This window comes from Streptomyces amritsarensis (assembly GCF_001953875.1).
Classification (GTDB): domain Bacteria; phylum Actinomycetota; class Actinomycetes; order Streptomycetales; family Streptomycetaceae; genus Streptomyces; species Streptomyces amritsarensis.
Map to the genome: position 1 here is coordinate 16170 of NZ_MQUR01000092.1, position 11924 is coordinate 28093.

General features: G+C 74.2%; 10 protein-coding genes. 2 read left to right on the plus strand and 8 right to left on the minus strand.

The window, feature by feature from the left end:
- Positions 1–806 precede the first annotated feature (806 nt).
- The 6 genes from cobT to AVW11_RS29055 all read right to left on the minus strand — a co-directional run bounded on the left by cobT (position 807) and on the right by AVW11_RS29055 (position 9268).
- Complete coding sequence (gene cobT / locus AVW11_RS29030; protein WP_076046491.1) at positions 807–4028, minus strand: nicotinate-nucleotide--dimethylbenzimidazole phosphoribosyltransferase; 3222 nt, start codon at positions 4026–4028, stop codon at positions 807–809.
- Between the two features lie 275 nt (positions 4029–4303).
- Complete coding sequence (gene cbiE, locus AVW11_RS29035; RefSeq protein WP_030841728.1) at positions 4304–5506, minus strand: precorrin-6y C5,15-methyltransferase (decarboxylating) subunit CbiE; 1203 nt, start codon at positions 5504–5506, stop codon at positions 4304–4306.
- A gap of 69 nt (positions 5507–5575) precedes the next feature.
- On the minus strand, positions 5576–6301 hold the full coding sequence (locus AVW11_RS29040) for a GNAT family N-acetyltransferase (protein WP_076046492.1): 726 nt from the start codon (positions 6299–6301) through the stop codon (positions 5576–5578).
- A 268-nt stretch (positions 6302–6569) separates the two neighbouring features.
- The gene (locus tag AVW11_RS29045; RefSeq protein WP_030841734.1) at positions 6570–7433 is read right to left on the minus strand and encodes a MetQ/NlpA family ABC transporter substrate-binding protein; all 864 of its coding nucleotides are present in this window, start codon (positions 7431–7433) and stop codon (positions 6570–6572) included.
- 114 nt (positions 7434–7547) lie between these two features.
- Positions 7548–8216: a methionine ABC transporter permease gene (locus tag AVW11_RS29050; RefSeq protein WP_030656092.1), complete on the minus strand. Its 669-nt coding sequence runs from the start codon at positions 8214–8216 to the stop codon at positions 7548–7550.
- Positions 8213–9268 carry a methionine ABC transporter ATP-binding protein gene (locus AVW11_RS29055; protein ID WP_030841737.1) on the minus strand — a complete coding sequence of 352 codons (1056 nt, stop codon included), beginning with the start codon at positions 9266–9268 and terminating at the stop codon, positions 8213–8215. The genes AVW11_RS29050 and AVW11_RS29055 overlap by 4 nt, the downstream gene beginning before the upstream one ends.
- 603 nt (positions 9269–9871) lie before the next feature.
- On the opposite strand from AVW11_RS29055, the gene AVW11_RS29060 reads away from it, so the two are divergent.
- The gene (locus AVW11_RS29060) at positions 9872–10240 is read left to right on the plus strand and encodes a hypothetical protein (protein ID WP_030841742.1); all 369 of its coding nucleotides are present in this window, start codon (positions 9872–9874) and stop codon (positions 10238–10240) included.
- Positions 10233–10652, plus strand: a complete 420-nt coding sequence (locus tag AVW11_RS29065) for a hypothetical protein (protein ID WP_076046493.1) — start codon at positions 10233–10235, stop codon at positions 10650–10652. Before AVW11_RS29060 ends, AVW11_RS29065 begins: the two co-directional genes overlap by 8 nt.
- 70 nt (positions 10653–10722) lie before the next feature.
- Here AVW11_RS29065 and AVW11_RS29070 read toward each other — a convergent pair whose 3' ends face one another.
- Both AVW11_RS29070 and AVW11_RS29075 read right to left on the minus strand, forming a co-directional pair.
- The gene (locus AVW11_RS29070; RefSeq protein ID WP_030841748.1) at positions 10723–11229 is read right to left on the minus strand and encodes a GNAT family N-acetyltransferase; all 507 of its coding nucleotides are present in this window, start codon (positions 11227–11229) and stop codon (positions 10723–10725) included.
- A gap of 37 nt (positions 11230–11266) precedes the next feature.
- The gene (locus tag AVW11_RS29075; protein WP_076046494.1) at positions 11267–11854 is read right to left on the minus strand and encodes an RNA polymerase sigma factor; all 588 of its coding nucleotides are present in this window, start codon (positions 11852–11854) and stop codon (positions 11267–11269) included.
- Between the last annotated feature and the right edge of the window lie 70 nt (positions 11855–11924).

An 11924-nucleotide genomic window follows, 5' to 3' on the forward strand; every position in this document is an offset into this window, starting at 1 on the left:
CGGCTTCCCCGGGGCCCGCCCCGCACCCCGGACGCCACCGGTGGGGTGGCGCCCCCTCCCGTGGCGGGGAGTGCGGACCGGCCCGGCCAGGGGTTCGCCCGCCGAGGAGCGGTCCCGGGGGACGGCGTCCCGCGCCCGGCCTGCGGCTGCCCGTGCCGCAGCGGCCGGGCCCGTCCGGGCCGGGGCACCAAGCGAGCGACGCCCCTCCGGCGGGTTCCCCGGCAGGGCCGCGCCCGGCGCGTGCGCCCGACGGGGCCGCACCCCTCGCGGGTGTGCCCAGCGGGGCGGCGCACGCCCGGCAGGAGTGCCCGGCGGAGCGGCGCAACCCCGGCGGGGCGGCGCACGCCCGGCGGGCGGCGCACGCCCGGCAGGCGGCGCACGCCCGGCAGGAGTGCCCGGCAGGGCAGCACACCCCGGCGGGAGCGCCCGGCAGGGCAGCACACCCCGGCGGGAGCGCCCGGCAGGGCAGCACACCCCGGCGGGAGCGCCCGACGGGGCAGCACACCCCGGCGGGAGCGCCCGACGGGGCAGCGCACCCCGGCGGGAGCGCCCGGCAGGGCAGCACACCTCCGGCGGGAGTGCCCGGCAGGCCCGCGCCCGGCGGGTGTCGGCGGGCAGCGCCCCTCGCGGTGTGTGCAGCGGGGCGGCACCTTCCCGGCGGAGCGCTCGACGGGGCAGCGCGCCCCGGCAGGCGTGCCCGGCGCGGCGGGACCGCGGGGGGGCCCGGCAGTCCTACAGCGTGCCCCGTCGCCCGCTCCGGCCCCGGCGGCGTCCGGGGCGGAGCTCCGGTCCCCGCCGGGGAGGGGCTACTTCTCGGTGACGCCCGCCGAGTCGAAGGTGGCGACCTCGTGCATCGCGCGGGCCGCGCTCTGGACCAGCGGGAGCGCGAGGAGGGCGCCCGTACCCTCGCCGAGGCGGAGGTCCAGGTCGACCAGGGGGCGCAGGCCCAGCTTGTTCAGGGCCGCCACGTGGCCCGGTTCGGCGCTGCGGTGGCCCGCGATGCAGGCCGACAGGGACTCGGGCGCGATGGCGCGGGCCACCAGGGCGGCCGCACCGGCGCTGACGCCGTCCAGGATCACCGGCGTGCGCAGGGAGGCGCCGCCGAGGAGGAGGCCGACGATGGCCGCGTGCTCCAGGCCGCCGATGGCCGCGAGGACGCCGATCGGGTCCGCCGGGTCCGGCTGGTGGAGTTCCAGGGCGCGGCGGACGACCTCGACCTTGCGGGCGTGGGTCTCGTCGTTGATGCCGGTGCCGCGGCCGGTGACCTCGGACGGGTCGACGCCGGTGAAGACCGAGATGAGGGCCGCGGAGACCGTGGTGTTCGCGATGCCCATCTCGCCGGTGAGGAGCGCCTTGTTGCCTGCCGCGACCAGGTCGCGGGCCGTCTCGATGCCCACCTCGATGGCGGCGACGGCCTCCTCGCGGGTCATCGCCGGGCCCGTGGACAGGTCGGCGGTGCCCGGGCGGACCTTGCGCGGCAGCAGGCCCGGGGTGGCCGGGAGGTCGCCCGCGACGCCGACGTCGATCACGCAGACCTCGGCGCCCACCTGGTTGGCGAAGGCGTTGCAGACCGCACCGCCGCCCAGGAAGTTGGCGACCATCTGCGTGGTGACCTCCTGGGGCCACGGGGTGACGCCCTGGGCGTGCACGCCGTGGTCGCCCGCGAAGATCGCGACCGCGGCCGGCTCCGGGATCGGCGGCGGGCAGACGCGGGAGAGGCCGGCGAGCTGGGCGGAGATGATCTCCAGCATGCCCAGGGCCCCGGCGGGCTTGGTCATGCGCTTCTGCCGCTCCCAGGCCTCGCCGAGCGCCTTCGCGTCGAGCGGGCGGATGCTGGCGACCGTCTCGGAGAGGAGGTCGTGCGGTTCCTCGCCGGGCAGCGCGCGGCGGCCGTAGGTCTCCTCGTGGACCACCCAGGACAGGGGGCGGCGCTGCGACCAGCCGGCCTGGGCCAGCTCGGGCTCCTCCGGGAACTCGTCGACGTAGCCGACGCACAGGTAGGCGACGACCTCCAGGTGCTCGGGCAGGCCGAGCTCGCGGACCATCTCGCGCTCGTCGAAGAAGCTCACCCAGCCGACGCCGAGGCCTTCGGCGCGCGCGGCGAGCCAGAGGTTCTCGACGGCGAGGGCCGAGGAGTACGGGGCCATCTGCGGCTGGGTGTGGCGGCCGAGGGTGTGGCGGCCGCCGCGGGTGGGGTCGGCGGTGACGACGATGTTCACCGGGGTGTCGAGGATGGCCTCGATCTTGAGTTCCTTGAACTGCTTCGCCCGGCCCTTGGGCAGCGACTTCGCGTAGGCCTCGCGCTGGCGCTGGGCGAGCTCGTGCATCGTCCGGCGGGTCTCGGCGGAGCGGATGACCACGAAGTCCCAGGGCTGGGAGTGGCCGACGCTGGGCGCGGTGTGGGCCGCCTCCAGGACGCGGAGGAGCACCTCGTGCGGGATCGGGTCGGTGCGGAAGCCCTTGCGGATGTCACGGCGCTCGCGCATGACCCGCAGGACGGCCTCGCGTTCGGCGTCGTCGTAGCCGGGGGCCGGGTCGCCGGCGGGCTCTGCCGCGACGGGCGCCTCGGGCTGGGCGTCGTGGGCCTCGGGCCGGGCTTCGGGCTCCGCCTCGGCGGCGACGGCCTCGACCGGCTCGGGCACGACGGCCTCGACCGGCTCCGCGGGCTCCGCCGGAGCGGCCACGACGGGCTGCGGCTCTGCGGCCACCGGCTCGGCGTCGACCGGCTCGGCCGGGAGGGGAGCGACGGCCCCGGCCGGCACCGGCTGTACCGGTTCGGGCGTGACGGCGACGGCTTCGGCGGGCACGGCCGGCTCGGCGGGCTCGGCGGCTTCCACCGGGGCGACGACGGGCTCGGGCTGGACGGGCTCGGGCGCGAGGGGCGCGGCCGGCTCCTCGGGGGCCGCCACGGGCTGCGGCGGGGCAGCCGCCGGCTGGGGCTGGACCGCAGCGACGGCCTCGGCGGGCGCGGGCTGGACCGGCTCGGCCACGACGGCCACGACGGCCTCGCCGGGTGCGGCCGGCTCGGCGGGCGCCGCCGGTGCGGCGGTTGCGGCCGGCTCGGCGGCGGCCGCGGGGGCCTCGGCGGCCACCGGCTCCGGGGTCTCGGCCGGTGCGGCGGGCACCTCGGCCGGCGCGGCCTCGGGCTGCGGGTGCGGCGGCTGAACCAGCGCTTCGGCGGGGGCGGCCACGGCCTCCGGCTCGGGCTCCGCGTCGGCCTGGGCCGGCTCGGGGGCCTGGGCCTGCTCCGGGGCCGGGGCCGGGGCGGCCTCGGTCGGCAGCGGCTCCGGCGCGGCGACCGGCTCCGTCGTCCACGGCGTACCGGCCTGCGGGGGGACCTCGCCGAGCTGCGGGGCGGCCTCGGGGCGCGCGACGTCCAGGTACTCGGGTCCGATGGTCGGGGGGCCGGCCTGGTGGAGCGGGGTGGTCGCCGCTGCGGGCGGGGCGGGCTGCGCGGGCGCGGCGGCCGGGCCCCGGTCCGCGAGGGACCGTACGACTCCGCCGGTGGCATCGGGCATGGGCGGTCCCATGTGCAGCGGGCGCCGGACGGGGGCGGCGGGCGCCACCGGGGCGGCGGCCGCCGGCGGCGGGACGACGAGTCCACCGAGGTCGAGCGCGCCGGAGTCCCGGCCGCCCGTCTCGTGGGCGCCGGCGCTGTAGGTGCCGTCGGGGAAGGCGGGTTGCGGGAAGTCGGTGTAGGCGGCGGGCTCGGGGTAGCCCGCCGGGGCTCCGGCGTACGCGGACCCGGCGCCGTAGGACGCGTCGGCGTACATCTGCGGCTCGGCGGGCTGGGGCTCCACGGGGAAGGCGGGGACCTGCGGGACGACCTGCGGGTCGCTCCAGGAGCCCTGGCCGCTCGGCATGAGCAGGAGTTCCTCGTCCTCCGGCTCGGCCGGGTCCATGAGGTCCTGGAAGGCGTAGCCGGGCATCGGTGCCGGAATCTGGACCGGGGCGGGGATGCCCTGCTGATCCACCATGCCCGTGTTGTCCGGGAGACCCTCGCCCGGGACCTGGCCGGTGTCAGTCATGCTTACCCCTCGCCCATCGGTGTTGCCTCTTCGATCACCCGGTCGCCCACGAGGCCTCCGAGCGGAGTTGCGGTGCGGTGTCGCGGGTGCGACGAGTCCGTCTCACGTGCGCCTTCACGACAACCAGTAAGCATTGTCGCGCCCGTGAGCGATCGTGGCGGCCATAACCACCACGGTCCTCTGTGGACTGCGCCACGTCGCGCGTCCAGGCCGTGTCGCGATGCCCGAAACGTCCGCGCGGTACGACGATCGGCCAGCCTACCCCGGCCCTCGTCTCAGCGGGTCACAGGGCGCTGGGCTGCCAGGAGGAACACCACGGAACGGTCCTGTTCCGCCCAGGTGCGGGGGTCCAGGCCGACGGCCTGGAGGAGGGCGCACTCGACGTCGTAACCGTGTTCGGTGAGGGTGCGGCCGATGGCCTCCGCCTCGTCGCGGGTGGAGGCGTGGCTGACGATCCGTTCGGGGCGCCGGTCGGCGACGGCGGCGACCACCTCGGCGCCGCCGCCGCCGACGCGGACGACGTCGGGTTCGGGCAGGTCCTCCAGGACGTGCGGTGCGCGGCCGGCGACGAACTGCAGTTGCACGCCCCGCTTGCGGGCCGCGGCGGTCACCCGTTCCCGGGCGCCGGGGTCGGCGTCGACGGCGATGACGGCGGCGCCCAGGGCGGCCGCGTCGACGGCCACGCCGCCGGATCCGGTGCCGATGTCCCAGACGAGGTCGCCGGTACGCGGGCCGAGACGGGCGAGTTGGGCCGCGTGCAGCAGTCCCGACTCCCCCTCCCCCGCGCCGCTCTGCGGGCGGGCCCAGCCGCGCTCGGCGCCGTGGGCGGCGCTCTGGCCTAGGAGCCAGCCCGGGTCGGCGGCCTGCGCCTGGCCCGCCCCGCCGATGACGATGACGACGTTGGGGTCGCGCCAGGTGTGGTCGGCGGCCTTGTCGGAGGTGAGGACGCTCACCTGCTCGCGGTCCGTGCCGAGTTCCTCGCAGACGACGAAGGTGCGGTGGACCCCGTCGAGGAGCAGGGCGAGTTCGGCGGGGCCGGCGCCGGGCGAGGTGAGGACGGCGACCTTGGGGTGGGCGCGGCAGACGTTGACGGCGCGCCGCAGGGTGCGGGGGTGGGCGACGACCACCTGGGCGTCGTCCCAGGGCATGCCGGCGCGGGCGAAGGCGGCCGCGACGGAGGAGACGGCGGGGACGACCTCGACCTCCAGGCCGTGCTCCGGGGCGCGCAGGGTCCGTACGACGCCGAAGAAGCCGGGGTCCCCGTCGGCGAAGACCACCGCGGTGCCGCGGTGGCCGGCGATGCGGCGTGCGGCCAGGCCCAGGCTGCCGAGGCGGATGCGTTCGGCGGTGGGCGGGACTTCGGGGAGCGCGAGGTGGTGGGCGGCGCCTGCCACGAGGGTGGCGGCGCCGAGCGCTGACCGGGCGGCCGAGGTCAGGGGCGAACCGTCCCAGCCGATCACCGTGACCCGGTCGGCCATCGTCGTCTGTCTCCTGGTGTGGGGGGTGGGAGGGAGGGGCGGGCACGGTGAGACTACCCGGTCATCGGTTCATTTCCGGTCGGCGCCGACCGGCCGGCCGTTCGCGTCGGACCGCTGTCCGGGGACCGCGTGGCCGGGGTGCACGTGGTCGCCGCCGTGGCCGCCGTAGGTGTCGTGGGACTCGTAGCCGTCGTACCCGTCGAAGCTGTCGCCCTCGTCGAGGTCCTCGGGCAGGAGGCTCCACACGATGAGGTCGGTGCGGGTGTCGGTCCAGCCGCCGTCGGCCGTCTGCGTGCGCACCGTCCACGCGTTGCGCAGGACGCCTTCGCTGATGCAGCCGATCTTCTGGGCGACCTGCTGGGAGGCGGTGTTGTCGGCGGCGGTGCGCAGTTCGAGGCGCTCGAACCCCTGCTCGCGGAACAGCCATTGGGCGACGGCGAGGACGGACTCGCTGGCGTAGCCCTCGCCGCGGGCCCAGGGCGCGGTGACGTAGCCGACCTCGGTGGCGCGGGTGCGCCAGTTGGTGTTGCGGAGGTGGACGATGCCGACGAGGCGCTGGGTGAGGAACTCGGTGACGGCGAAGACGATTCCGCGGCCCTCGGCGCGTTCGGCGTGGGAGTCCCGGGTGGCCCACGCGCGTGCGTCGGCCTGGGTGTACGGGTGCGGCGCGGAGGTCCAGGCGGTGATGTTCTCGTCGTTCATCATCGCGGCGAGCGCGGTGACGTCCTCCTCCTCGAACGGGCGCAGCACCAGCCGTTCCGTGCTGATGGTGACGTCCGGGAAGGTGGTAGTCATGCGCAGCTCCATGCCTGAGAACGTGGTGCGACCGTGGTGCGAGGCGACCTCGGCTCCGGGACCGTTGGTACCGGACCGTGTACGGGTCGTAGGCCACAGCATGCAGCATCGGCCGGGGGAAGTGCAGGGCCGGGTTGCCCGGGAACGGGCAGGGCTCGGCCCCGACCGCGGGCAGGGCTCGGCCCCGCGCGCCGACAGGGGCGTGCGGGGCCGAGATGCATGACCGTCCGGACCCGGCGGGGTCAGGAAGCGGGGCCGGGCGGCGGGGTCAGGAGGCCGGGGTGCCGAAGGCCGGGACGACGGAGCCCTGGTACTTCTCCTCGATGAACTTCTTGACGTCGTCGGAGTTCAGGAGCTTGGCGAGCTTCTGGATCCGCGGGTCGTCCTGGTTGCCGTCCTTGACCGCGAGGAAGTTGGCGTAGGGGTTGCCCTCGGCCTTCTCCAGGGCGATCGCGTCCTTGGCGGGCGCCAGGTCGGCCTCGAGGGCGTAGTTGCCGTTGATGACCGCGGCGTCCACGTCGCCCAGGGCGCGCGGGACCGTGGCGGCCTCCAGCTCCTTGAACTCCAGGCCCTTCTTGTCGGTGATGTCGGACAGCTTGGCGCTGGTGCCGACACCCTCCTTCAGGGTGATCAGGTTGTTCGCGGCCAGCAGCTGGAGCGCGCGGCCCTCGTTGGTGGTGTCGTTGGGGACGGCGATGGTCTGGCCGGGCTTGATGTCGGAGAGCGCCTTGGCCTTCTTGGAGTAGAGGCCCAGGGGCTCCAGGTGCACGTTCGCGACGGGGACGACGTGGGTGTTGTTCTTCTTGTTGAAGTCGTCCAGGTAGGGCTTGTGCTGGAAGTAGTTGCCGTCGACCTGGCCCTGCTCGGTGGCGGTGTTGGGCAGGACGTAGTCCGTGAACTCCTTGACCTCCAGCTTGAGGCCTTCCTTGGCCGCGAGCTTGTCCTTCACGAAGTTCAGGATGTCGGCGTGGGGGCTCGGGGAGGCCGCTATGACGAGCGGCTTGCTCTCGTCGGCCTTGCCGCCGTCGGCCTTGGCGGAGGACGGGTCCGAGGAGCTGCCGCAGGCGGTGAGGCCGAGGGTCAGCGCGGTGGCGGTGGCGGCGAGGGCGGTGAGCTTGATGTTCTTACGCACGAAGAGTGCCTTTCTTGCTGAACAAGTACCGAGGACTTGCTGGTGGTGGCCCAAGCACGACAAGTGCGGGCTCTAGGGGGGAAATCGGTGGGGGCGGGTGCCCGGGGGTGGCGGTCAGGCGGTGCGGCCGCGGCGGGCCAGGAGGCGTACGACGCCGTCGCCGATCAGCTGGACCACGGTGACGAGGACGATGAGGACCACGACGGTGGCGACCATGAAGCCGGTCTCGAAGCGCTGGAAGCCGTACGTGATGGCCTTGGAGCCGAGCCCTTCGCCGCCGACGGCGCCCGCCATGGCGGAGTAGCCGACGAGGGTGATGACGGTGGTGGTGACGCCGGCGACCAGGGAGGGCAGGGCCTGCGGCAGGAGCACCTTGCCGACCAGGGTCGGGATGCCGCCGCCCATGGACTCGACGGCCTCGATGAGACCGTGGTCCACCTCGCGTACGGCGGTCTCGACGAGCCGGGCGAAGAAGGGGATGGCGCCGATGGCGAGCGGCACGATCATGGCGGTGGGGCCGATGAAGGTGCCGACGACGGCGGTGGTGACCGGGATCAGGAAGATCAGCAGGATGATGAACGGCAGCGAGCGGCCTATGTTCACGATCACGCCGAGGACCTTGTTGAGCGGCTGGTTCTGCAGCAGGCCGCCCTTGTCGGTGAGGACCAGCAGGATGCCGATGGGCAGTCCGCCGAGCACGGTCACCAGGGTGGACCACAGCACCATGTAGAGGGTGTCGTAGGTGCCCTGGGTGAGCAGGGGCTGCATCTCGGACCAGGTCACTTGGCACCATCCTTGACCAGTGCGGCCAGTTCGGCCAGTTCGTTGTCGATCGCGTCGACGACGTCGACCTGGAGGCCCTGTTCGCGCAGGAAGCCGACGGGCACGACGTTGTCCTCGTAGCGGCCGGGCAGCTCGATGCGCATGCGGCCGATCAGTCGGCCTGCGACGGTGTCCATCGCGGCGCCGAGGATCGAGATGTCGATGTTGTACGTGCGCGAGAGCTGCGAGATGACCGGCTGGGCGGCGGCGTCGCCGTGGAAGGTGACGTCGACGACGGTGCGGTCGGGGCCGGTGGCCGCGCCGGTGACCGGGAACAGCTCGCCGGCGAGCTCGGAGCCGGGGGTGGCGAGCAGTTCGGCGACGGTTCCGGACTCGACGATGCGGCCCTTCTTCATCAGGGCGGCGGAGTCGCAGACGGTCTTGACGACGTCCATCTCGTGCGTGATGAGCAGCACGGTGAGGCCGAGCTGCTCGTTGAGATCGCGCAGCAGGCCCAGGATGGAGCGGGTGGTCTCGGGGTCGAGGGCGCTGGTGGCTTCGTCGGAGAGCAGCACCTTGGGGTCGCCGGCCAGGGCGCGGGCGATGCCGACGCGCTGCTTCTGGCCGCCGGAGAGCTGGGTGGGGTAGGCCTTGGCCTTGTCGCCGAGGCCGACCAGGTCGAGGAGTTCCAGGGCCTTGCGGGAGCGCTCGCGGCCGGAGACGCCGAGGATCTCCAGGGGCAGCTCGACGTTGGCCTGGACGGTGCGCGAGGACAGCAGGTTGAAGTGCTGGAAGACCATGCCGATGCGGCTGCGGGCCTCGCGCAGTTCGCGGCCGGCGCGGCGGCCGCGGCCGGCGAGGGCGGTGAGGTCGACGCCGTCGACGGTGACCGTGCCGGTGGTGGGGCGTTCCAGCAGGTTCACGCAGCGGATCAGGGAGGACTTGCCCGCGCCGCTCTGGCCGATGACTCCGTAGACCTCGCCCTCGCGGACGTGGAGGTCGACGCCGTCCAGGGCGGTGACCTCGCGGCCACGGGACTGGTAGACCTTCGTGAGGCCCGATGTGGTGATCACAGGAATTCCGTCGCTGTCGAGTGCACGGCGCAGCGGAGTGCCGGGCACGGGGCAAACATCTGGGGACGCGATACGGGACGAACCGTCAGAAATCGATGGCGTCGACGCGTGCGCGGGGCATGAGTGGGCCGTGCTGTCCATCAGGTGGTGGCGTACAGGCGCGGCCGGTCTCGCTTCGGGGCGCGAGGCTCAGGAAGGGGCCCTCAGAAGGCGCACATTCGACACATACAGCGAGCACCGGGCGTCATCGTCGCCTCGGTCGCAAGGGTGCGGCTGCTCGTCGTGGTCATGGGCCCCAGTAAAGCAGACGTATCCCCTCACCGATCAAAACTGTCCGGATAGCGGACGCGTTTCGACCGTATACCGGACAGCACCGGTCGGCCGCGAACGTCCGTCCCACCGGCTCGTCCGCGCCGCTGACCTGCGTCGACGCGGCCTTCCGGGGCCGCCGCGGGGCGTCGCCGCGCGGGGCTGCGGCAGTCCCCTCTGTGGTCAGGACCACGGTCGGGCGAGGCGCGCGGCGCGGGGTGGGCGGCCGCGCCGGGGCCGGGTGGCGGAAGGGGTGCGCGCATCGGGTCTTTCGGCCCGTAATACCCTCGCTGCATGCTCGACGCCCTGACGGTCGCCATCGGCGTGGCCGCACTCGCCCTCGCCGCCTGGTGCGGTTTCGCCGCGCTGCGGGACCAGCCGACCAAGGACTGGCACTTCATCGGCATGGCCGTCGTGACCGTGCTGGTGCTGGCCCAGCTGGTGGTCGGCCTGGTCCAGCTGGCCCGGGGCGAGAAGCCCGACGAGGGCTCGGTGATCTTCGTGGCCTACCTGCTCGGCGCGTTCGCCGCGGTACCGGCCGCCGGGCTGCTCTCGCTGACCGAGCGGACCAAGTGGGGCTCGGTGACGGTGGCCGCGGGCGCGGTCGTCCTCGCCGTCCTCGAAGTACGGCTCTACGACATCTGGGGAACCACCGGTGCCTGACGCTGACACGACGACCGCCGATCCCGCCGGACGCAAGCGGCTGGTCTCCGGGCCCGGGCTGCTGCTGGTGTGGCTGTACGGGGTGATGGTGGTGGGCGCGGTCTCGCGGTCGGCCTTCCAGATCTCCACCGAGTTCGGCCGGGCGCCGCTGGCCTACTCGCTGTCCGCGGTGGCGGCGCTCGCCTACGCGTTCATCACGTACTCGCTCGTGCGCGGCGGCGAGCGGGCGCGCAAGGCGGCGCTGGTCTGCTGCGCCGCGGAACTGGCGGGCGTCCTGGCCGTGGGCACGTGGACCGTGCTGCGCCCGGAGTCCTTCCCCGACACGACCGTCTGGTCGCAGTTCGGTCTGGGCTACCTGTTCATCCCGGTGATCCTGCCGATCACCGGGATGCTCTGGCTGCGCAAGCGCTGAGACGCGGGCGGCCGGGCGCCGAGGCCCGGGCGCCCGGGCCGGCTCAGGCGCGGGCGGCCGGCCGGCCGGCTCAGGCGCTGACCGCGAAGTCGGTCGGGTCCTTGGCCTCCTTCTCCAGGATCACCAGCTGCACGCCGTCGGAGGCCGTGCGTCCGCCGACCTTGACGTAGCCGGCCTTGCGGTAGAGGCGCAGGTTGGACTCGCTCTTGTGGCCGGTGTGCAGGCGGAAGCGGGTGGCGGTGCCGGGGCCCGCCAGGGCCTCCTCCACGGCGCGCAGGAGGCGCGCGCCGAGCCCGTGTCCCTGCAGGCGCGGGTGGACGCAGAGCTTGGCGATCTTGGCGGTGCCCTCCTCGTCCACGCTGCCGCGGACGGTGCCGACGATCTCGTCGCCGAGCCGGGCCACGAGGACGGTGTCCGTCGCGAGCTCCGCCTTCAGGGAGTCCAGGGACTGGGTGAGCGGCTGGATGAGGTAGTTGCCGTACAGCTCGGCCTCGCGCTGGAAGGCCAGGTACTGCAGTTTGAAGATCTGCTCGGCGTCCTCGGCGACCGCCGCCGAAATGGTCACGCTCATGCCCATGTGCGCATGCCTCCAGCTCACCTGGTAGCCCGTTGGTCTACCGCTCCCTTCCCCGAAGGCCGGGAGCCGCAACCTCTGCCGCCAGCATTCTGCGCAGACATCCCAGGCAACGGGAACGCACGGGCCCTAAACTTCCTTGTGAGATACCCAACTCTCCTGCGATTTCACGGTATGTGAGGTCTCTGGGCGAAAGAAGTGCCTTCATCAGCTCGGGGCAGCGTCCGGGCAACCGGGCGACGGCCGATCGGAGCGCGCGGTTCTCCTCCCCGTGCAGCAGGGCCTCTTCGGGCACCGGCCCGGTGGCGGCGGCGGGCTGCGGGCCTCCGTCCGCGGGGTGCCGGCGACGGCCGTCCGCGAGGTGGCGGCGGTGGTCGTAGGGGATCTCGCGCTCCGCGCGGCGCCGGGCGGAGCGGGCCTCGGCGCGTACCGCCCTGCGCAGCCAGCGGGCCGGCTCGGCCGGGTCGGCCGGGTCGGGCGCGCGCCGGCCGCTCTCCAGCAGCCTGACCCAGACGGCTTGTTCGAGGTCGGCCGCGTCCATTCCGGCGCCCGGCGCCTCCGCCGCCGCCTCCGCGGAGAGCAGGGGGCCCAGTTCGGTCACGAGGTCGGGGTCCTTCAGCAGGTCCATGCCGAGCGGGACGAGTGGGCCGCGCCCGGCGGTTTCCCCGCCGGGCGCGGCCCACTCGTTCGGGAAGCGG